The following is a 21,800-nucleotide window of genomic DNA, read 5'->3' on the forward strand; positions in this document are numbered from 1 at the left end:
TATCAACGTTTAGTCATAAAAGGATGCTCTTTGGGCCGGGGTTTGGTTGACGTAGGGCAGCGGAAGGCGTCATTTGGTCTCACTCAAGAGGCGCAGCGCACCGTCGCAGCGACATCTTGAAGGCGTTTCGGGGAGGAAACGTCCGCTCCTTAGAGAGCGTGAAGGCCCGCTGCGATGTATCCCCCGCAGCGGGCTTTTTCATGTCTGGAAGTCAGGATTCTCGACGGTTGTTTGATAAGGTGGGCGAGGCGCTTCGAGCGCCGTCATGCTAGGGCGCGGCGGTGCGGGGGAGTGCGCCAATGCAAAAGGGCCGGAGCGTCGCGGCTCCGGCCCTTTCTCATTAATCCGGCGTCGCCTTACCAGATACGAACGCGGTCTTCCGGTTTCAGGTAGTATTTGTCGCCGGGCTTGACGCCAAAGGCTTCGTACCAGGCGTCGATGTTGCGCACCGGGCCGATGACCCGGAATTCGGCCGGGCTGTGCGGGTCGGTGGCGATCTGGTTCTTCAGGGCGTCCTCGCGGTATTTCGACTGCCACACCTGAGCCCAACCGTAGAAGAAGCGCTGGTCTCCCGTCACGCCGTCGATGACCGGGGAGGGCTGGCCGTTGAGCGACAGGTGGTAGGCTTCGAGGCCCACCGCCGTGCCGGCTGCGTCGCCGATGTTTTCGCCCATGGTCAGGCCGCCCTGGACGTGGAAGCCGGGCAGGGGTTCGAACTGGTCGTACTGGGCGCCGAGGCGCGTGGTCAGGGCCTTGAAGTTGGCCTTGTCCTGCTCGGTCCACCAGTTGCGCAGCACGCCGTCGCCGTCGGATTTGGAGCCCTGGTCGTCGAAGCCGTGGCCGATCTCGTGGCCGATCACGCCGCCGATGCCGCCGTAGTTGACGGCCGGGTCCGCGTTTGGATCGAAGAAGGGCGGCTGCAGAATAGCCGCGGGGAACACGATCTCGTTATTGGCTGAGTTGTAGTAGGCGTTCACCGTCTGCGGGGTCATGCCCCACTCATCTTTATCGACCGGCTTGTTCAGGCGGTTGAGCTGGTAGTTCCACATGAACTGGCCCAGGCGCTGGGTGTTGCCGAACAGATCGTCGGCCCTGATCTCCAGCGCCGAATAATCCCGCCACTTGTTCGGATAGCCGATCTTGACGGTGAATTTGCGCAGCTTCTCCTGGGCGGCCGCCTTGGTCTCGGCGCCCATCCAGGTCAGGTTGTCGATGCGGTGCGACAGGGCGGTGCGCAGGTTGGCGACCAGCTCCTCCATCTTGGCCTTGGATTCCGCCGGGAAGTATTCGGCGACGTAGAGACGGCCCGCAGCTTCGCCCAGCGAACCTTCCGCAAAGCTGATGGCGCGTTTTTCGCGGCTGCGCTGCTCGGGCTGGCCCGACAGGTCGCGCGAGCGGAATTCCCACTGGGCGTCGGAAAAGCGCTTCGACAGGCTGCCGGCGGCGTCGTCGGTGGTGTGGAAGGCCTGCCAGGCCTGCAGAGTGGCGACCGGGGTCTCGTCGAAGATGGCGGCGATCTTCGGCATCGCCGTGTTCTGGCGCACGATCAGGCGATCGATCGAGCCCAGGCCGGCGGCGTTGAAGTAGCCGGTCCAGTCGAAGCCGGGCGCTTCGGCTGCCAGGCTCTGAATCGAATACTCATTATAGGTCTTGTCGCGATCACGGTTCTCGATCGGCGTCCAGTGAGCTTCGGCGATCTTGTCTTCCAGGGCGACGATGGCGGCCGCAGAACCCGCCGGATCCGTCCAGCCGATGTTGGTCAGCATCCGCTCGACGTAGGCCTGATACTTCTCCTTCTTGTCGGCGAAGCGAGCGTCCAGATAGTAGTCGCGGTTGGGCAGGCCCAGGCCCGACTGCCCGGCGGTCACGGCGTAGCGGGTCGGGTTCTTCTGATCGATTGTGATACCGGTGCCGAAGAAGGATGAGCCGACGCGGCCTTGCGTCTGGCCCATGTAGGCGGCGATCTTCTCGTGCGTGTCGGCAGCCCGGATGGCGGCCAAGAAGGGCTGCAGCGGTTGAGCGTCCAGCGCCTCGATGCGGGCTTCGTCGATGTAGGAACGATAGGCGTCCGCGATCTTGGCTTCGTCCGAGCCGGCGGCCAGGTCGGTGCGCGCGACCAGGCTCTGGATCAGGGCCTTCATGCGGTTGTCCGACAGTTCACGCAGAAGGGGGAAGGAGCCGTAGGAGGTGCGGTCCGACGGAATCGTCAACTGGTCCAGCGCCGCGCCGTTGGCGTAGCGGAAGAAGCTGTCGCCCGGTTTCACCGAGGTGTCGCGTCCCGCCAGATCGAAACCCCAGGCGCCGTAGCGGGGCGCTTCCGTGCCTTGCCAGCCAGAGGCGCCGCCCTGGGCGGCTGGAGTCTGGAACAGTTCGAAGACGGAACAGGCGTCGTCGATGCAGGCGTGGTCATGGCCATCATGGGCCAGGGCCGCGCCCGGCGCCAGAAGGGCGACGGCGGCGACGCCGACAAGCAGTTTCTTCATGGGTGTTTCCTCATTTCAGCCCCGGAACCGTGCCGCCGAGCCTAGGCCGGATGCGCGGAGCCGCTGTCTTAAAAAAAATTCATGCTGAGAGCGAGAGCTCTCTCCCTACGGCGGCGGGGGCACGACGCTCTGCCCATTTATGAGGGTGTAAGTAGATGTATGCAAAACTATAGTTTTTCGCCCGAAAAGCCGTATCGTTGTTCATATGACGTGATAGTCATTCGTATAATTGCGTAGGCTTCTTGATTGCTCCGCTTAGGCAGGGCAGAGATTTTTACCCACCATGACCCATTTTGGTCATTGTTCGGTGATGAAAGTTCGCCCTTAGTTTCAGGGGCGCACGTCGTCTTAAGGTTCGGACCCATGTCAAGCAGGCAGGGTCTGGCTTGCCGAGCGCGCCACCCATTTAAGCCCAGAGCCACCTGTCTATGCGCGTGCCCTCCCCCACTCTTGCCGAAACCGTCGAAACCGTCGCCCCGCCGCGGATGAACCGCCGCCAGGCGGCGAAGGTTCGTACGCGCCTCAAGGTGCTGGACGCGGCGCGGACCCTTTTCGCCGAGCGCGGCTATGATGCGGCGACGATCCGCGACATCGCCAAGGGCGCGGGCATGTCGACCGGCGCCGTCTTCGCCAACTTCCAGGACAAGGCCGAACTGTTCGAGACGGTCTTTGCTGAAGAGATGGAAGGCTTGCTGAACGACATGCGCGCCGGCGACGCGGGCGCCGATGCTCGCGTGACGGATCGCCTGACGGCAGCCCTGACCGCAGGTTATCACCGCTCTCTGGGTCATCTGCCGTTGATGCAGGCCATGGTTGCCCGTTCCTGGTTCCAGCCGGAAGACGCCGATCAGCGCTCGCGCGCTTTTGTTGGTCCGCTGGTGGTCTGGATTCAGGACGTGCTGCAGGCGGCCGTGGGGCAAGGGGAGCTTCGCCAGGACATCGACCAGACGCTGCTGCCGCGCATGATCTGGGACGTCTTCATTTCCAACTTCCGCTACGCCGCCTATGACGGCTGGGGCGTTGAGGAATTGACCCCGCATGTGCGCAAGCAACTGGATATGATCCTGTCGAGCCAGACGGCGCGTCAGTAGCTTTCGCTTGCGACAGTATTCGAGGGCCGCTTGCCGAGAGGCGGGCGGCCCTTTTTCACGCCGGGCTCAGGGCGGCTGTGGCCGACTTACGCCCTTTCCGCCAGCCTAACGTCAACAATGGCGCGCTCCGCGGCCAGGACGGTCTTGGGCGCGATGCGGACGAAGCGCGACGCGTAGGTCGACCAGCCGGCCAGAATGCGTCGCGCCAGAGGCGAGCCGGTGGCGCCGGCGTGGGCCTCGATCAGGGCCTTGAGCCTGCCTTCCGCCTCGGCGTCGATGCGACCGACCCCGGCCATGTCGCCGTTCAGGGCCTGAGCCGCGCGACCGTCGGCGTCGAGCACGAACAGCTCGCCGCCGCTCATGCCCGCGGCCAGGTTCCAGCCGACCGCGCCGAGCACGACCACACGGCCGCCGGTCATGTATTCGCAGCCGTGCGCGCCCAGACCCTCGACCACGGCCTCGGCGCCGGAGTTGCGGACGGCGAAGCGTTCGCCCGCCGCGCCCGCCACGAACAGACGGCCCGAGGTGGCGCCATAGAGGGTAGTGTTGCCGCAGACCTGCTGGTCGGCGCGCCACTCATGGGGACGGACATGGATGTCGGCGCCCGACAGACCCTTGCCGACGTAGTCGTTGACCTCGCCGGTGACGTCGAGGATCAGGCCGCGCGCGCCAAAGGCGCCGAAGCTCTGACCGGCGATGCCTTCCAGCTTCAGCTTCAGACGGCCTTGCGGACCCTCTGGCCCGAACTTGCGGACGATGGCCGAGGAGACCCCGGCGCCGGCGGTGCGCTGGGTGTTGTTCAGCGGGTAGGACAGCTCCAGCGTCTGGCCGCGCTCGAGGAAGGGGGTGGCGTCCTTCAAGACCTGGGCGTCCAGGCTCTCGGGGACCGGCTGGCGCGCCTTGTCGGCCCAGCGGCCGGGCCGGTCGACGTCGACCTTCATCAGCAGGGGGTTGAGGTCCAGGTCGTCCAGATGCGAACCGCCGCGCCGCGTCTGACGCAGCAGGTCGGTGCGGCCGACAATCTCGTCGATGGTGCGGGCGCCGATCGAGGCCAGGATCTCGCGGACCTCCTCGGCGATGAAGGTGAAGAGGTTGACCACCTTCTCCGGCGTGCCGGTGAACTTGGCGCGCAGGCGCTCGTCCTGCGAACAGACTCCGACCGGGCAGGTGTTGGAATGGCACTGACGCACCATCAGACAGCCCATGGCGATCAGGCCCGAGGTGCCGATGCCGTATTCCTCGGCCCCTAGTAGCGCGGCCAGGACCACGTCGCGTCCGGTGCGGATGCCGCCGTCGGCGCGCAGGCTGACCGAGGAGCGCAGGTGGTTCAGGCTGAGCACCTGATGCGCCTCGGCCAGGCCGATCTCCCATGGCATCCCCGCGTGCTTGACCGAGGTCTGGGGCGAGGCGCCCGTGCCGCCGTTGTGGCCGGCGATCAGGATGGCGTCGGCCTTGGCCTTGGCGACCCCGGACGCAATGGCGCCGATGCCGGTGGCCGAGACCAGCTTGACCGTGACCTTGGCGTCGGGATTGATCGCCTTCAGGTCGTAGATCAGCTGGGCCAGATCCTCGATCGAATAGATGTCGTGGTGCGGCGGCGGGCTGATCAGGGTGGTGCCCGGAACGGCGTGGCGCATCCGGCCGATGAACTCGGTGACCTTGAAGCCGGGCAGCTGGCCGCCTTCGCCGGGCTTGGCGCCCTGGGCCACCTTGATCTCGATCTCGCGGCACTGGTTCAGGTATTCGGCGGTGACGCCGAAGCGGCCCGAGGCCACCTGCTTGACCGCCGAGTTGGCGTTGTCGCCGTTCGGACGCGGGACGTAGCGCGCCGGGTCTTCGCCGCCCTCGCCGGAAACGGCGCGCGCGCCCATCCGGTTCATGGCGATGTTCAGGGTCTCATGGGCCTCAGGGCTGAGGGCGCCCAGGGACATGGCCTGGGACAGGAAGCGGCGGCGGATGTCCGAGACGCTCTCGACCTCGTGCAGTTGGACGGGGGTCAGGCCATCCTTGAAGTCCAACAGGTCGCGCAGGGCCAGATCCGGCTGCTCGCGGACGGCGGCGGAGTATTGCTTGAAGCGCTTGTAGTCGCCGCGGTTCACCGCGCCCTGCAGCAGGTGGATGGTCTTGGCGTCATGGGCGTGGGCTTCTCCGCCCGCACGGATGCGGAAGAAGCCGCCCATCGACGGGGAGGGGACCGCCGCGCCGAAGGCCACGGCATGACGCTTTAGCGCCGCCTGCTCCAGACCGGCCAGGCCGATGCCGGAGATGCGCGACGGCGCGCCGGGGAAGAACTCGGCGGCCAGGGCGCGGGACAGGCCCAAGACCTCGAACTCGCAGCCGCCGCGGTAGGCGGAGATGATGCTGATGCCCTTACGCGCCAGCACCTTGAGCAGCCCCGCCTCTATGCCGTGCTTGTAGTTGAGGCAGGCGTCGTGGAGCGTCAGGCCCGGATAGGCGCCGCGATCCAGACGCTCCTGGAACAGTTCCTGCGCCAGCCACGGATTGACGGCGGTGGCGCCCACCCCGACCAGAACGGCGAAGGCGTGCGGGTCCAGGGTCTCGGCCGACCGCACGACCAGCGAGCAATAGGTCCGCAGGCCCGCCGCGATCAAGCGGCTGTGCGTACCGGCGGTGGCCAGGATCATGGGCGCGGCCAGACGCTCGGCCGAGGCGTGCTCGTCGGTCAGGACGATCAGGGTGGCGCCCTCGCGCGCGGCGGCCTCGGCCTCGTCGCGGATGCGGTCGAGCGCCTGACGCAGGCCGGCGCCGGGGCGGTCGCCCTCGGCCGGGACCGGATAGGTGCAGTCGATCACCGTCGTCGAGCCGTCGGCGACGACGCCCAGCAGGCGCTGATACATGCCGGTGGTCAGGACCGGGCTGTCCAGCACGAAGACCTCGGTCTGGGCCTCGTCCTGGGCCAGGATGTTGCCCAGGTTCTTGAAGCGGGTCTTCAGGCTCATGGCCCCGGCTTCACGCAGGGGGTCGATGGGCGGGTTCGTCACCTGCGAGAAATTCTGGCGGAAGTAGTGGGCCAGAGGGCGCGGCAGGCTGGACAGAACGGCGGGCGGGGCGTCGTCGCCCATGGACCCCACGGCCTCCTTGCCGTCGCGGACCAGGGCGTCCAGCAGCAGGTCCAGATCCTCGCGGCTGAAACCGGCGGCGATCTGGCGCCGGATCAGGGCCTCGCCCGTCGCGGCGCGCGGCTCGGGTCCGGGGCCGATGATCGGCTCCAGATCAACCATGTTTTCCAGCCACTGCTCATAGGGCTGGGCGGCGGCCAGGGCGTCGACGGCCTCATGCTCGTCGTAGATGCGGCCGTGCTTCAGATCGACGGCGATCAGCTTGCCAGGACCGATGTGCAGGCGACGCTTGATGCGCCCCTCGGGCAGGGGGACCAGGCCGGCCTCGGAGCCCGCCAGCAGCAGGCCGTCCACGGTTTCCACGGCGCGCAGGGGACGCAGGCCGTTGCGGTCCTTGCCCGCCACGACCCAGCGACCATCGACGGCGCACAGGGCGGCGGGACCGTCCCACGGCTCCATCACCGCATTGCAATAGGCGTAGAGGGCGCGGTGCTCGGGCTTCATCACCACGTCGTCCGAGGACCAGGCCTCGGGGACCAGCAGGGCCTTGGCCAGGGGGGCGGGGCGCCCGGCGCGGACCAAGACCTCGAAGACATTGTCCAGCGCCGCCGAGTCTGAACCGCCCGGCTGGACCACCGGCTTGACCTCCTGGTCGCGGTCGCCGAAGGCCGAGGCGGCCATGCGGATCTCGTGGGCGCGCATCCAGTTCAGGTTGCCTTGAAGCGTGTTGATCTCGCCGTTGTGGGCCAGCATGCGGAAGGGCTGGGCCAGCTTCCACTCGGGGAAAGTGTTGGTCGAGTAGCGCTGGTGGAAGACGGCGTAGCCGGCCTCGACCGTGGGGTCTTTGAGATCGTGATATAACTGGCCCAGCAGCTCGGCGCGGACCATGCCCTTGTAGACGATGGAGCGGGCCGACAGGGAGCACAGGTAGAAGCCGTTCAGGCCAGACGCCTGCACCGCCTTTTCGATGCGGCGGCGACACAGGAAGAGCTCTCGCTCCAGTTCCTCGATCTCCATGCCTTCTGGCGCGGCCAGCATGATCTGCTCGATCTCGGGCCGGGTGGCGTCGGCGCGGACGCCGACGACCGACAGGTCCAGCGGGGTCTGGCGCCAGCCGTAGATGTAGAAGCCCGAACGGATGGCCTCGGCCTCGACGATGGCGCGGGCGTGGTCCTGGGCGCCCAGGTCGGTGCGCGGCAGGAAGACCTGACCCACGGCGATGGGGCCGGGACGCAGGGTCTGGCCGACGGCGCGCACCTGGGCCGCGAAGAAGGCCTGAGGCAGTTCGATCATGACGCCGGCGCCGTCGCCGGACAGGCCGTCGGCGTCGACCGCGCCACGGTGGGCTACGGCCTTCAACGACTTGATGGCCATCTCGACGATTTCGCGGCGAGGCTTGCCGTCGATGGCGCAGACCAGACCCACGCCGCAGGCGTCGCGTTCCGACGACGGGTCATAGGCGCCGCCGTCAATCAGACGGGCGCGGTTCTCTTCATACTGGGCCAGCCAGTTCTGTTGCGTGGCGTCGGTCATGCCGCGGCTTCCTCGGTGCGGGCGCGCAGGTAGCGGTCGATCTCGGCCGCAGCGTCCTGGCCGTCGCGCACGGCCCAGACGACGAGGGAGGCGCCGCGCACGGCGTCTCCAGCGGCGAACACGCCGGGCAGGGTGGTGGCGAAACCGCCACGCGCCACCTGCAGGGTGTTCCACCTGGTCAGGCCGAGGTTGGCGTCGAGCTGTTCGCCAAAGGCCTCGGGCTCAAAGCCGAGGGCTTCGATCACCAGGTCGGCGGGCAGGTCGAAGTCCGAGCCGGGCACGGGGGCGATGTCGCGACGGCCACGGGGCGCGGCGTCCGTCAGGGCCATGCGCTGGGCGCGGACGGCGGTGACGGCCTCGCCCTTGGACATCAGGGCCTTGGGCGCGCCAAGCCATTCAAAGCGGACGCCTTCTTCCTCGGCGTTCTGCACCTCGCGGGCCGAGCCGGGCATGTTTTCGCGGTCGCGGCGATAGAGGCAGACGACGCTGGCAGCGCCCTGGCGGACGGCGGTGCGGACGCAGTCCATGGCCGTGTCGCCGCCGCCGACGACGACGACGTCGCGACCCGCCGCGTGGGGCGCGGACGCATCAGCCGCGTCGCCGCAATCGACGCGGTTCTGGGCGATCAGGAAGTCGAGTGCGGCGACGGTGTCGTTCGGACCGCGTCCGGGGACGCTGAGGGTGCGCGCCTGATAGACGCCCATGGCCAGAAGGACGGCGTCGTGGCGCGCGCGCAGCTCGTCCATCGTCACATCGACGCCGACATTGGCGTTCAGCACGAACTCGACTCCGCCCTCGATCAGGCGGTCGATGCGGCGCTGGACGATGCGCTTCTCCAGCTTGAAGCCGGGGATGCCATAGGTCAGCAGGCCGCCGGCGCGGTCGTGGCGGTCATAGACGGTGACGGCGTAGCCCTCGCTGCGCAGGCGGTCGGCGGCGGCCAGGCCGGCGGGGCCGGAGCCGACGATGGCCACGCTCTGGCGGCGTTCGGCCAGGGGGCGGATGGGCTCGACCCAGCCGTTGTCGAAGGCGGTGTCGGCGATCCAGGCCTCGACCGAGCCGATGGTGACGCCGTCCCAGCCGGACTGCTGCAAGGTGCAGGCGCCTTCGCACAGACGATCTTGCGGACAGATGCGGCCGCAGATCTCGGGCATGGTCGAGGTGGCCGAGGCGACGCGCCAGGCCTCGCGCAGGTCGCCGTCGGCCGACAGGGCCAGCCAGTCGGGGATGTTGTTCTGCAGCGGACAGGCGTTTTGGCAGAAGGGCACGCCGCAGTCGGTGCAGCGCGACGCCTGAACCGTGCCGCTGTCGGCGGTCGGTTTGAGCGTGATCTCGGTGAAGGCGCGCACGCGCAGATCAGCGGGCTGTTTCTCCAGCCGACGCTGCTCAATCAGGAAACCGCCAGGGTTGGATCGTCCGCCTTTTTGCATGTGCACATTAGACGGGCATATTTTCCCATCACGCAAATATTTTTCTCATTTTGCGGCATAAATTTTTCTAGAAGGCATAAAGATGCGAAAAAATCGCAATTATTACAGCCTGAGCGGGTTTTGCTTAGGTGCGTTGCGATAGGTTTCCGGGCTCGCCGCCTTGGGCGGGTCGGCCAGTCGGCAACAGTTGGCCGTCCGCGGCGGAACGTCGCGGCCGTTCGCGTGTTGCCCCTTCTCAAGGCCAAGCTGCGGGAACAGGAGGGGCGAGATGCCATCCATCGAGCGCGGACGCGGATTCGGGAGCGTCCTGGTAAGGCTTCTGGGCATTGTCATCGCCCTGATCGGGCTGACGCTGACCATAGGCGGAGGCCAGCTGATCATGCTGGGCGGGTCCGCCTATTATCTGATCGTCGGCCTGTTGATGATCGTGTCGGGCGGGCTGCTGGCCTTGCTCAGACCGTTGGGCGCCTGGCTCTACATCGCCATCTTCATCGGCACCGTCGTCTGGGCGCTGTGGGAGGTCGGGCTGAACGGCTGGGCCCTGGTCCCGCGCGTGGTGGCGCCGCTGGTGCTGTTGATCGCGGTGGTCCTCAGCTTCCCGGCGCTGAAGCGCGACGGGGGCGGGGGCAAGCTGGCCCTGGGCGGACTGGCGGCCATCGTCGTCTTCGGCCTGATTTCCGGCGTGGTGGTGGCTCAGGCGAACAAGGCGCGGGTGCTCAGCCCGGTTCCGGGCGCGGCGAACGGCGGCGTGGGCGATCCGGCAGTGCTGAAGGTCGGCGCAGACTGGCCCGCCTGGGGCGGTTCGGACAGCGCCCAGCGCTATTCGCCGCTGAGCCAGATCACCAAGGACAATGTGAAGGGGCTTCAGCGCGCCTGGACCTTCCGCACGGGCGACTTGCCGGACGAGCGCTGGGGCGCGGAGACGACGCCGCTGAAGATCGGCGACACCCTCTATCTGTGCTCGGCCCGCAACCGGCTGTTCGCGGTCGATGCGGCGACCGGCAAGCAGAAGTGGACCTATGATCCCAAGGTCGCCGACGACCAGATCCCCTATACCGCCGCCTGCCGGGGCGTAGCCTATTACGCGGCCCCGAACGTCGACGCGGCCCAGCCCTGCGCCACGCGCATCATCGAGGGCACGCTGGACGGGCGGCTGGTGGCGGTGGACGCGCGCACGGGCGTTCCTTGCGCCGGTTTCGGGACCAACGGCTCGGTCAGTATCAAGCACGGCATGGGCGATCCCTACCCCGGCATGGTGTCGATCACCTCGGCGCCGGTCATCGTGCGCGGCGTGGTGGTCACGGGCCATCAGGTGCTGGACGGACAGAAACGCTGGAACGCATCGGGCGTCATTCAGGGCTTCGACGCCGTGACGGGCCAGTTGCGCTTCGCCTGGGACATGATGCGCCCGGACATCACCACCCTGCCGCCCGAGGGCGAGACCTATACGCCGGGCACCCCCAACATGTGGACCACGGCCACGGCGGACGAGGCGCTGGGTCTGGTCTTCCTGCCGATGGGCAATTCGGCGGCGGACTACTATTCCGGCCTGCGTCGCCCGGCCGAGAACGAATACGCCACCTCCCTGGTCGCGCTGGACGTGACCACGGGCAAGCCGCGCTGGCATTTCCAGACGGTGCGCAAGGATGTCTGGGACTATGACCTGGGCTCGCAGGCGACCCTGGTCGACATGCCGATCAACGGGACTGTGGTTCCGGCGGTGATCCTGCCGTCCAAGCAGGGCGACCTCTACATCCTGGACCGTCGCACCGGCCAGCCGCTGCACAAGGTCGAGGAGCGCCGCGTGCCCCAGGGCGGCGTCGAGCCGTCGCAGCGCAGTCCGACCCAGCCCTTCTCCCTGTTCCACACGCTGAGGAAGGCCGACCTGACCGAGCGCGACATGTGGGGCATGTCCCCGATCGACCAGATGGTCTGCCGCATCCAGTTCCATCAGGCGGCCTATGACGGCTATTTCACGCCGCCGACGGCGGACCGGCATTGGATCCAGTATCCGGGCTACAACGGCGGCTCGGACTGGGGCGGGGTGGCGGTTGATCCGGCGCGTGGCGTGATCGTCGCCAACTATAACGACATGCCCAACCACAACCGTCTGGTGCCCCGCGCCGAGGCCGAGCGTCTCGGCTGGTTCGCGCGCGACGACCCCCGCTACATCGAACGCGAGAAGGAGGCGGCCAATCGCGGCGGCAACCTGTCGAAGTCCAAGGCCGAAGGCGCGGGCGACCCGCAGATGGGCGTGCCCTACGCCATCGACGTCAACGCGGGCTGGCGGGTCAAGTTCACCGGCCTGCTGTGCAAGCAGCCGCCCTATGGCGGGATGCGCGTCATCGACCTGAAGAGCGGCCGCACTCTGTGGGATCGCCCGTTCGGTACAGCGCGCAAGAACGGGCCGTTCGGCATTCCGTCGATGTTGCCGCTGGAGATCGGCACGCCGAACAACGGCGGCTCGGCGGTGACGGCGGGCGGGCTGATCTTCATCGCCGCCGCGACGGACGACCTGATCCGCGCCATCGACATCGAGACCGGCAAGACGGTGTGGTCGGACGTGCTTCCGGCGGGCGGTCAGGCCAATCCGATGATCTATGAGCAGAACGGCCGCCAGTATCTGGTCATTATGGCCGGCGGGCATCACTTCATGGAAACGCCGCGCGGGGACTATGTCATCGCCTATGCGCTCCCTGAAAGCCGTTGAGGCGCGGTTCTCCCTCCCCTTTATGGGGAGGGTGGTCGCGTAGCGACCGGGTGGGGAGGAGCGTACGATATGGGCGGGGCGTGGTCTGCTTAAGCGGCCCCACCCGGCTTCGGCTGCGCCTCAGCCACCCTCTCCATGAGGGGGAGGGAGAATGTGTATTACGGCCGCGTCTGGCCCTCGCCGCGCACCACATATTTGTATGTGGTCAGCTGCTCCGCCCCGACCGGGCCGCGGGCGTGCAGTTTCGACGTCGAGATGCCGATCTCTCCGCCGAAGCCGAACTCGCCCCCATCGGCGAACTGGGTCGAGGCGTTGATGAGGACAATGGCGCTGTCGACGCCTTCAGCGAAGCGTTCGGCGGCCTGCTCGTCGGTGGTGACGATGGCCTCGGTGTGGCCCGAGCTGTAAGCGCGGATATGCGCGACCGCGCCGTCTACGCCGTCCACGACACGCACCGAGAGAATGGGGGCCAAGTATTCGGCAGTCCAGTCGGCTTCGACCGCCTCGCCCATGTCGGGGATCAGGGCGCGGGCCTCGGCGTCGCCGCGCAGTTCGCATCCGGCGGCCACCAGGTCGGCGGCGACGGCGGGAAGCAGGCGCTCCGCCGCCGCGCGGTCGACCAGAAGGGTCTCGGTCGCGCCGCAGACGGAAACGCGGCGCATCTTGGCGTTCAGGGTCACGCGGCGGGCGACGTCGAGGTCTGCGGCGGCGTCCAGATAGGTGTGACACAGGCCTTCCAGATGGCCCAGCACCGGCGCCTTCGCCTCGGCCTGAACACGGGCGACCAGGCTCTTGCCGCCGCGCGGGATGATCAGGTCGACGGCGCCGTCGAGGCCCGACAGGATGGCGCCGACGGCCTCGCGGTCGGGGACGGGCACCAACTGGACGGCGTCGGCGGGCAGGCCTGCTTCGGCCACGGCGCGGGCGACGACGGCGGCGATGGCGCGCGAGGAGTCCAGACAGTCCGAGCCGCAACGCAGGATCGCCGCATTGCCCGAGCGCAGGCACAGGGCGGCGGCGTCGGCGGTGACGTTGGGGCGGCTCTCATAGATGACGGCCAGCACGCCGATGGGGGTGCGGACGCGGGCGATGTCCAGGCCGTTGGCGGGGGTCCAGCGGGCCATTTCAACGCCGACGGGATCGGGCTGGGCGGCGATGGTCTCGACCGCGACGGCCATGCCCTCGATGCGGGCAGGCGTCAGGGCCAGACGGTCGATCAGGGCCTCGGACAGGCCGCCTTCGCGGGCGCGGGTCACGTCGCGGGCGTTGGCGGCCAGGATGTCGGTCTCGGCGGCGCGCAAGGCTGTGGCGAGCCGGCGAAGCGCCTCGGTCCGGGCGTCCGGCATCGTGGCGCGCAAGGATTCTGCGGCGGCGCGGGCGCGGCGGCCCATGTCCAGCATGAAGGCGTCGAGGTCGCTCATCGGTCCTCCAGAACCAGATCGTCGCGGTGGATGACGACCGAGGGGCCGCGATAGCCGAGCAGGCTTTCGATCGCGTCGGAATGACGGCCCCGGATCAGGACGATCTCCTCGGCGGCGTAGGACGCCAGACCGACGCCGATGCGCGCCCCGTCGGGACAGATCAGGCGCACGCTGTCGCCCTTGCCGAAGTCGCCGCTGACGGCGACGACGCCGGAGGGCAGCAGGCTCTTGCCTGCGCGCAGAGCGGCGACCGCGCCCGCATCCAGCGTCAGGGCGCCGCCGGGCGCCACGCTGCCCGCGATCCACTGCTTCCACGCGGCCAGAGGCGTGGCGGGGGCCAGGATCAGGCTGGCGCGGGCGCCTTCGCTAACAGCCTTCAGCGGATGGTTGCTCAGGCCCGAGGCGATGACGGTGGCGCATCCGGCCGAGGCGGCGATCTGGGCCGCCGCCAGCTTGGTCGCCATGCCGCCCGTGCCGACGCCGGCCTGCGCGTTGGCGCCCGAGGCCATGGCCAGAATGTCGGGCGTCAGCCGCTCGATCAGGGACAGGTGGCGGGCGCTCGGATCGCGGCGCGGGTCGGCGGTGTAGAGGCCGTCCACGTCGGACAGTAGAATCAGCAGGTCGGCGCGCCCTAGCTGGGCCGCGCGCGCGGCCAATCGGTCGTTGTCGCCATAGCGGATCTCTTCGGTGGCGACGGTGTCGTTCTCATTGACCACGGGCACGACGCCGTGGGTCAGCAGGGCCTCCAGCGTGGCGCGGCCATTCAGCCAGCGGCGTCGCCGTTCGGTGTCGTCGCGCGTCAGCAGCACCTGGCCCGCCATCAGGCCGTGGGGCGCCAGGGCTTCCTCCCAGGCGTGCATCAGCAGGGATTGGCCCACGGCGGCGGCGGCCTGTTTATCCTGAAGGCGGCTGGACGACAGGTTCAGTCGTCCGCGTCCCAAGGCGACGGCTCCGGATGAGACGACGACTGCCTCTCGTCCCTGGCGACGCAGGTCGGCGATGTCGGCGGCCAGGCTCGCCAGCCAGTCGGCGGCGACGGCGCGGCGCGCGGCGTCGAACAGCAGGGAGGAGCCGATCTTGATCACCACCCGGCGCGCCTGGGCCAGGGCGACGGCAGGCGAGGCGGCGGCCTCAAGGGCTTCGGGGAGGGGGGCGGCGGAGGAGGTCACTCAGCCTCCCTATCGCAAGATCATCGTTCAGGCCAAGTTGTTGGCGACGATTGTTCATTGTGGTGTCGGATTGGCGGTGTCGTTATGAATAATATTCTGATCGTCGTCGGTTCAGCAGAAGAACCGCCAAAGAAAACGCCCGGCGGGCGAACCGGCCGGGCGTCCTAGTTTCAGCTTGAGGCTGAAGGTCAGGCTTCGGGATCGGGAGCCTGTTCCCAACCACCCGCCAGGGCCTTGAACAGGCCGATCTGGTAGGTGGTGACCTGGGCTTCCGACGCGGCCAGGGCGGCGTCGGCGCCGGCCAGGGTCCGCTCGGAATCGAGCACCGTCAGGAAGCTGTCGGCGCCGGCGTCGAAGCGCAGACGCGACAGGCGGGCGGCGGTGGCCGCCTGATCCCGCGCGGTGCGCAGGGCCCTGCGGCGATCCAGTTCGTTGGCGTAGGCGCTGAGCGCCGTCTCGGTTTCCTGCAGCGCCGTCAGCACGGTCTGGTCGAAGGCCGCCAGGGCCGCGTCCGACTGGGCGCCCGCCTGCTTGATCCGGGCCCGGGCCGCCCAGACGTTGGGGAAGGACCAGGAGATCAGCGGGCCGACGTTGAAGCGGAAGTTGGCGTCCTCGCCCAGGTCCGAGGCGTCGAGCGCCGTCGAGCCCACCGACCCGCCCAGGCGGATGCTGGGATAGAGGTTGGCGGTGGCGACGTTGACGCGGGCGGCGGCCGCCGACAGGCGGGCCTCCGCCTGACGCACGTCGGGACGACGGGCCAGCAGGGCCGCGCCGTCGCCGACCGGGATCGGCTGCGACAGTTGCGGCGGCGACTGGCAGGCGCGAGCCGCTTCGCTGGCCTCGGCCGGAGTGCGGCCGGTCAGGGTGGCCAGGCGGAACAGGGCGCCGTCGCGCGACGCCCGCAGGGGCGGCAGGCTGGCGCGGGTCTGCTCCAGGGCGGCGCGGGCGCGGGCGACGTCCAGGCCGTTGCCGGCGCCTCCGTCCAGCAGGCGCTGGGTCAGGTCGACGGTCTTGGCCTGCAGGTCGATGGTCCGCTCGGCCACGGCGATCTGGGCGTTGGCCGAGCAGGTGTCGGCGTAGGCCCGGGCCGTTTCGGCCGCGACGGTCACCCGCACGACCTCCAGGGCGGCGGCGGCGGCGGCCACGTCGCCCCGCGCGGCGCGGATGGAGGATTCCACCCGGCCGAACAGGTCGATCTCATAGGAGACGTCCAGGCCGACGTCATAGGTGTCGACTTCCGGCAGCTTGGCTCCGCCGGCGGTCGGCACGGTGTCGGTCGAGGCCCGGCTGCGGTTATAGGCGGCCGAGGTCGTGGTGGTCGGGAACCGGCCCGAGCGGGCTTCGGACAGCGAGGCCCGGACGGCGCGCAGATTGGCTGCGGCCGCCTCCAGCTCGTTGTTCTCGGTCAGGGCCTGCTGGATCAGGCCGTCCAGCGTCGGATCCTGATACAGCCGCCACCAGTCGTCGCGGGCCGCCTCGGTCGAAACCGAGGCGGATTGCGAGCCGACGAAGGCGCCCTGGCCTTCGGCCGGGAGGGTGGGGAGCGGCGCCTTGGGGCCCACCGCGCAGGCGGCGAGCAGGGCGGCCGACCCCGCGGCGGTCAGCAGAGTGCGGAGTTTGCCGTTCATTTTACGCATCTCCCTGGCGCGGAGCGGCGGGAGCCGGTTCCGGGCCGTCGGGGTCAAAGTGGTCGTGCGGGGTGGAGCCGAAGCTGGTCGGGAGCTCGCGCTCCTTGCCCGGCGCCTTAGGCAGCTTGCCCGCCATCCAGCGACAGATGACATAGAAGACCGGGGTGAAGATCAGACCGAAGAAGGTCACCCCCAGCATCCCATAGACCACCGCGATGCCCAGGGCGTTCTGCATCTCCGAGCCGGGGCCCGTGGCGATGGCCAGGGGCAGCACGCCGAAGATGAAGGCGAACGAGGTCATCAGGATCGGGCGCAGACGCTGGCGCGCAGCCTGGATGGCGGCGTCCCAACGGTTCAGGCCCTCTTCGTCTTCGGCCTGCTTGGCGAACTCCACGATCAGGATGGCGTTCTTGGCCGCCAGCGCGATCAGGACCACCAGGCCGACCTGGGTCAGGATGTTGTTGTCCAGACCATGCAGGTTCACCCCGAGAATGGCCGCCAGGATACACATCGGCACGATCATGATGACCGCCAGCGGCAGGGTGAAGGCCTCATACTGAGCGGCCAGCACCAGGAAGACGAACACCACCGCCATGATGAAGATGATGGTCGCGCCGCCCGCCGCCTGCTTCTCCTGCAGGGCGATTTCGGTCCACTCGTAGCTGAAGCCATCCGGCAGCGTCTTGGCCGCCAGCTCTTCCATCGTGGCGATGGCGTCGCCGGTGGACACGCCCGGCGCCGCTTCACCCTGCAGTTCCGAAGCCGGGAACAGGTTGTAGCGGACCACGCGCGCCGGGCCGGAATCGTCGGCCAGGGTCGCCACCGAACCGATCGGCACCATCCCGCCCGAGGCCGAACGGACCTTCAGGTTGGCGATGTCGGCCAACTCGTCGCGATAGGCGGGCTCGGCCTGGGCGGTCACGCGGAAGGTGCGGCCCAGGAAGTTGAAGTCGTTGACGTAGGTCGAGCCGAGGTAGGTGCCCAGGGTGCTGAACACGGTCGAGGGCTGGACCCCCATCAGCAGGGCCTTGTCGCGGTCGACATTGGCGGCGATGCGCGGCGAGCCGGTGTTGTAGAGGCTGAACACCTGCTGCACCTGCTCCGGCGCCTGGGCGGCCGCGCCCATCATGGCGAAGGTCGCGCCTTCCAGAGCCTGGAAGCCGGCGCCGGAACGGTCCTGGATCATCATCTTGAAGCCCGAGCCGGTGCCCATGCCCTGAACAGGCGGGGGCGACAGCATGAAGATGCTGGCTTCCTCGATGACGCCGGTCGCCCCGCTGAGCGCGCCGGCCAGGGCCGAGGCTTCCAGTTCGGGCGTGGTCCGCTCATCATAGTCCTTCAGCTTGATGAACATGGTGGCGGCGTTGGACGACAGCGAGAAGCTGGAGCCGTCCAGGCCGGCGAAGGCGGTGACTTCCTGAACGCCATCGGCCTTCTGGACGATCTCGACAGCCTTGGTCATGGCGGCTTTGGTGCGTTCCAGCGAGGCGCCCGGCGGAAGCTGGACGACGCCGATCAGCACGCCCTGGTCCTGCGCCGGAATGAAGCCGGTGGGCGTATCGGCCATGCGCCAGCCCGTCAGCGCCAGCAGGGCGGCGTAGATGACGAGCATGACCGTGACCATGCGGATCAGGCGGGCGGTCAGACGGCCGTAACGGTCCGACACCCAGTCGAAGCCTTCGTTGAACTTGGCTCCGGCCCAGCCGAGGTAATACATCACCGTGCCGATCAGGCCCGGCTTGCGGTGCTGGTCGTGATCCTTGTGCGGCTTGAGCAGCAGGGCCGAAAGGGCCGGGGACAGGGTCAGCGACACCAGCAGCGAAATCAGCGTCGCCGAGGCGATGGTGACGGCGAACTGGCGGAAGAAGATGCCGGGGATGCCGGGCACGAAGGCGGTCGGCACGAACACCGAGGTCAGCACCAGGGAGATGGCGATCAGGGCGCCCGACACTTCCTGCATCGACCGATAGGCCGCTTCCTTGGGGGTCAGGCCCTCGCGGATGTAACGCTCGACGTTCTCGACCACGATGATGGCGTCGTCGACGACGATGCCGACGGCCAGAACCAGGGCGAACAGCGACAGGGAGTTGATCGAATAGCCCAGGGCCAGCTGCACCGCGAAGGTGCCGACGAGGGCGACCGGGATGGCCAGGATCGGGATGATGGCCGCGCGCCAGGTCTGCAGGAAGACCAGGATGACGATCATCACCAGGAAGACGGCTTCGATCAGCACGTCCTCCACGGCCGAAACCGAGGCGGCGACGTATTCCGTCGGGTTATAGGGGATGGCGTATTTCACGCCCGGCGGGAAGTCGGCCTTGATGGCGTCCAGTTCGGCGATGACCGCAGTGGCCGTCGACAGGGCGTTTGAACCGGGTTGCTGGATGACGGCGACGCCGACGCCGCGCTGGCCGTTGAAGTAGCCCTCGACGCCGTAGATTTCCGAGCCGAGTTGGATGCGGGCGATGTCGCTGACGCGGGTCACGCGCCCTTGAGCGTCGGTCTTGAGCACGACCTTGCCGAACTCTTCCGGGGCCGACAGACGACCCTCGACCTGAACCGGCAGCTCGAAGGCGGCGGCGTTGGTCGGGAAGGGGGGCTGGCCGATCGAGCCGCCGGCGGCCTGGACGTTCTGGGCCTGCAGGGCGGCGACGATCTCGGGCGCGGTCAGGTCGCGCGCGGCCGCCTTGGCCGGGTCGATCCAGATGCGCATGGAGTAGTTGCCGCCGCCGAAGACCTGGACGCCGCCGACGCCGTCGATCCGCAGCAGGCGGTCGCGGATCGTCGACTGAGCCATGTTGCCCAGGTAGTCGCTGTCGATGCCGGGATCGTCGGACGTCAGCGAGGCCAGCATCAGGAAGCCCGAGGACTCCTTGTTGACGACCACGCCGACCTGACGGACCTGCGCCGGAAGGCGCGGCTCGGCCAGGGCGACCCGGTTCTGGACCAGCACCTGGGCGGTATCGAGATCGGTGCCCGGCTGGAAGGTCACGGTCACGGAGACCCGGCCGTCCGAGGTGGACGACGAGGTCATGTAGAGCATGTTCTCGACGCCGTTGATCTCCTGCTCCAGCGGCGCGGCGACCGTTTCGGAGAGGGTTTCAGCCGAGGCGCCGGCGTAGGAGGCGGTCACGCTGATCGTCGGCGGCGCGATGTCGGGATACTGCGCCAGCGGCAGCATCGGCATGGCGAAGGCGCCGATCAGGGTGATTAAGACCGAGATCACGATCGCGAAGATCGGTCGGTCGATGAAGAAGCGGGATATGTTCATGAATCAGGTTCCGGCTCGTGAGCCCCCTCCTCAGCCGGCGCTGGCGACGAAGGTGGCGGACGAAGCGACCGGCGCCGTGGTCACGGGCGCGTCGGTCTTGGTTTGCTCGGCCTTGATGGTTCCGTTCTGGGCGGTGACCTTCTGGCCCGGACGGGCGCGCTGAAGGCCGTTGATGATGACCCGGTCGTCCGGCGTCAGGCCCGTGCGCACGACGCGCAGACCGTTGGCCAAGGGGCCCAGCTGGACCGGCTTGGCGCCGACCGTGCCGTCCTTGGCGACGACATAGACCACCTTGCGCGGGCCATCGGTGACGACGGCGGAATCCGGCACCAGCATGGCCGCATAGCCGCCCGAGCCCGCCAGTTGGGCGTGACCGAACATGCCGGGCTTCAGGAAGCCGTCGGCGTTCTGCACCACGGCGCGCAGGCGGATGGTGCCCGAGGAAGCGTCGATGGCGTTGTCGGTGAAGTCCAGCGTACCGGTGCGGTCATAGCTGGTCTCGTCCTGCAGGCGGATGCGGATCGGGGCCGAACCGTTGCGGGCGTCGCGCTGATACTTCAGCGCCAGGGCTTCGGAGCCGTCAAAGACGAAGTAGATCGGCGAGGACGAGACGATGGTCGTCAGTACGTCGCCGGCCGACGAACCGCCGCCGATCAGGTTGCCCGGATCGACCCGGCGGTCGGACACGCGGCCCGAGATCGGGGCGGTGACGCGGGTGAACTCGACGTCCAGCTGACGGGCGCGAATGGCGGCGTTGGCGGCGGCCACGGCGGCCTCAGCGGTCTGGACGGCGCCGCGCTTGGAGTCGACCTCGGCCTGAGACACGGCCTGCGAGGCCAGCAGGCCCTCGGCGCGGGCCAGTTCCGTGCGGGCCAGCGTCAGTTGCGCCTGACCCTGGGCCAGTTGGGCGCGAGCCGAGGCCAGGGCGGCCTGGGCCGGACGCGGGTCCAGGGTGAACAGGGGTTGGCCCTGGCGCACGAAGTCGCCGTCCTTGAAGTGGACCGACTGGATGTAGCCGCCGACGCGCGCGCGCACGTCGACCGAACGGGGCGCCTCGAAGCGACCCGTGAATTCGTCCCAATCGACGACCTGTTGCGACAGGGGGGCGGCCACCGTGACGGGCGGCGCGCCCTGGGCGGGCGCTTCCTGTCCCTTGGAACAGCCATAGAGGGCGGCCGCCATCAGAGCGGACGCGGCCGCGATCTTAACCGTGCGCATCGGCGCAATCTCCTTGGGAGTAACGTGATCTGGGAGACTGTCGCTCTTTGGGGAGGATGCGTCCAGTCAATACTGGCTGACTTAAAGACGACGAAAGCCGCGCTTGTCAACGCCTGATGACAAGGCCATATAGCGCGTAAGGTTTATTGGAGTGCGACCAATTGGTCCTGTGCGACGTCCCCCGCCCGCGTAACGCCAACGCCACCCGCCAGGCCATCCTGGAGGCGGCGCGCGAGCGTTTCTGCGCGGAAAGCTATGATGATGTCGGCATGCGCGACGTGGCGCGCGACGTCGGCGTCGATGCGGCGCTGATCAGCCGCTACTTCGGTTCGAAGGAAGATCTGTTCCTGTCCGTGCTGGACAGCTGCAAGAACGGACGCGACCTGATGGAGGGCGACCGCGCCGATTTCGGTCAGCGCCTGGCCACGGAAGTCGTCTTTGGCGAGGCGGCCCGTTGTGACGCCGATCCGACCGGCGAGAAGATGCGCGGCCTGCTGATCCTGTTGCGCTCGATCGGTTCGACCAAGGCGATGGACGTGGTGCAGCGCACGGCGAACAACCGCTTCTTCGATCCCCTGACCCAGTGGATCGGCGGCGAGGACGCGGCCGTGCGGGCGCGCCTGGCGTCTGGCCTGATCATGGGCATGGCCATCGGCCGTGAACTGTCGGACGGCTTCTCCGCCCTGACGGACGAGCAGCGGGACCGCCTGCGCGACCGCATGGCCAAGGCGCTTCAGGGTCTGATCGACGGCTGAATTGAAAAGAG

11 protein-coding genes are annotated in these 21,800 nt (G+C 68.3%); 3 read left to right on the forward strand and 8 right to left on the reverse strand.

Translation table 11 applies throughout. From position 1 onward, the window contains the following. Nucleotides 1-356: 356 nt before the first annotated feature. Nucleotides 357-2,483, reverse strand: a complete 2,127-nt coding sequence (locus tag AC3A3G_RS14005; RefSeq protein WP_125900681.1) for a M13 family metallopeptidase — start codon at nt 2,481-2,483, stop codon at nt 357-359. A 428-nt stretch (nt 2,484-2,911) separates the two neighbouring features. Between AC3A3G_RS14005 and AC3A3G_RS14010 the strand changes: the two genes are divergently transcribed. Then, nucleotides 2,912-3,574: a TetR/AcrR family transcriptional regulator gene (locus tag AC3A3G_RS14010; RefSeq protein ID WP_234287956.1), complete on the forward strand. Its 663-nt coding sequence runs from the start codon at nt 2,912-2,914 to the stop codon at nt 3,572-3,574. 86 nt (nt 3,575-3,660) lie between these two features. Here AC3A3G_RS14010 and gltB read toward each other — a convergent pair whose 3' ends face one another. Next, the gene (gltB, locus tag AC3A3G_RS14015) at nt 3,661-8,187 is read right to left on the reverse strand and encodes a glutamate synthase large subunit (RefSeq protein WP_200216310.1); all 4,527 of its coding nucleotides are present in this window, start codon (nt 8,185-8,187) and stop codon (nt 3,661-3,663) included. Then, complete coding sequence (locus AC3A3G_RS14020; protein WP_487488470.1) at nt 8,184-9,617, reverse strand: NAD(P)-dependent oxidoreductase; 1,434 nt, start codon at nt 9,615-9,617, stop codon at nt 8,184-8,186. Before AC3A3G_RS14020 ends, gltB begins: the two co-directional genes overlap by 4 nt. Before the next feature lie 268 nt (nt 9,618-9,885). On the opposite strand from AC3A3G_RS14020, the gene AC3A3G_RS14025 reads away from it, so the two are divergent. Next, nucleotides 9,886-12,327, forward strand: a complete 2,442-nt coding sequence (locus tag AC3A3G_RS14025) for a membrane-bound PQQ-dependent dehydrogenase, glucose/quinate/shikimate family (RefSeq protein ID WP_487488471.1) — start codon at nt 9,886-9,888, stop codon at nt 12,325-12,327. A 158-nt stretch (nt 12,328-12,485) separates the two neighbouring features. Here AC3A3G_RS14025 and AC3A3G_RS14030 read toward each other — a convergent pair whose 3' ends face one another. The 5 genes from AC3A3G_RS14030 to AC3A3G_RS14050 all read right to left on the reverse strand — a co-directional run bounded on the left by AC3A3G_RS14030 (nt 12,486) and on the right by AC3A3G_RS14050 (nt 21,034). Then, nucleotides 12,486-13,748: a glutamate-5-semialdehyde dehydrogenase gene (locus AC3A3G_RS14030; RefSeq protein ID WP_487488472.1), complete on the reverse strand. Its 1,263-nt coding sequence runs from the start codon at nt 13,746-13,748 to the stop codon at nt 12,486-12,488. Continuing rightward, nucleotides 13,745-14,917: a glutamate 5-kinase gene (gene proB, locus AC3A3G_RS14035; protein ID WP_487488473.1), complete on the reverse strand. Its 1,173-nt coding sequence runs from the start codon at nt 14,915-14,917 to the stop codon at nt 13,745-13,747. The genes AC3A3G_RS14030 and proB overlap by 4 nt, the downstream gene beginning before the upstream one ends. Nucleotides 14,918-15,105: 188 nt before the next feature. Next, complete coding sequence (locus AC3A3G_RS14040; RefSeq protein ID WP_487488474.1) at nt 15,106-16,545, reverse strand: efflux transporter outer membrane subunit; 1,440 nt, start codon at nt 16,543-16,545, stop codon at nt 15,106-15,108. A 1-nt stretch (nt 16,546) separates the two neighbouring features. Further along, nucleotides 16,547-19,816 (reverse strand): efflux RND transporter permease subunit, encoded by a 3,270-nt coding sequence (locus tag AC3A3G_RS14045; RefSeq protein ID WP_487488475.1) that lies wholly within the window; start codon nt 19,814-19,816, stop codon nt 16,547-16,549. Nucleotides 19,817-19,846: 30 nt separating this feature from the next. Beyond that, nucleotides 19,847-21,034 carry an efflux RND transporter periplasmic adaptor subunit gene (locus AC3A3G_RS14050; protein ID WP_125900674.1) on the reverse strand — a complete coding sequence of 396 codons (1,188 nt, stop codon included), beginning with the start codon at nt 21,032-21,034 and terminating at the stop codon, nt 19,847-19,849. A gap of 161 nt (nt 21,035-21,195) precedes the next feature. Here AC3A3G_RS14050 and AC3A3G_RS14055 point away from each other — a divergent pair, with 161 nt between their 5' ends. Beyond that, nucleotides 21,196-21,789: a TetR/AcrR family transcriptional regulator gene (locus tag AC3A3G_RS14055; protein ID WP_200168355.1), complete on the forward strand. Its 594-nt coding sequence runs from the start codon at nt 21,196-21,198 to the stop codon at nt 21,787-21,789. Nucleotides 21,790-21,800 lie beyond the last annotated feature (11 nt).

The organism is Brevundimonas sp. Soil_N_31, from assembly GCF_057655995.1.

Bases quoted from the DNA above. Each gene is read 5' to 3' on its own strand.
- AC3A3G_RS14005 (WP_125900681.1), bottom strand. From the start codon at position 2,483: ATGAAGAAACTGCTTGTCGGCGTCGCCGCCGTCGCCCTTCTGGCGCCG.
- AC3A3G_RS14010 (WP_234287956.1), top strand. From the start codon at position 2,912: ATGCGCGTGCCCTCCCCCACTCTTGCCGAAACCGTCGAAACCGTCGCC.
- gltB (WP_200216310.1), bottom strand. From the start codon at position 8,187: ATGACCGACGCCACGCAACAGAACTGGCTGGCCCAGTATGAAGAGAAC.
- AC3A3G_RS14020 (WP_487488470.1), bottom strand. From the start codon at position 9,617: ATGCAAAAAGGCGGACGATCCAACCCTGGCGGTTTCCTGATTGAGCAG.
- AC3A3G_RS14025 (WP_487488471.1), top strand. From the start codon at position 9,886: ATGCCATCCATCGAGCGCGGACGCGGATTCGGGAGCGTCCTGGTAAGG.
- AC3A3G_RS14030 (WP_487488472.1), bottom strand. From the start codon at position 13,748: ATGAGCGACCTCGACGCCTTCATGCTGGACATGGGCCGCCGCGCCCGC.
- AC3A3G_RS14040 (WP_487488474.1), bottom strand. From the start codon at position 16,545: ATGAACGGCAAACTCCGCACTCTGCTGACCGCCGCGGGGTCGGCCGCC.
- AC3A3G_RS14045 (WP_487488475.1), bottom strand. From the start codon at position 19,816: ATGAACATATCCCGCTTCTTCATCGACCGACCGATCTTCGCGATCGTG.
- AC3A3G_RS14050 (WP_125900674.1), bottom strand. From the start codon at position 21,034: ATGCGCACGGTTAAGATCGCGGCCGCGTCCGCTCTGATGGCGGCCGCC.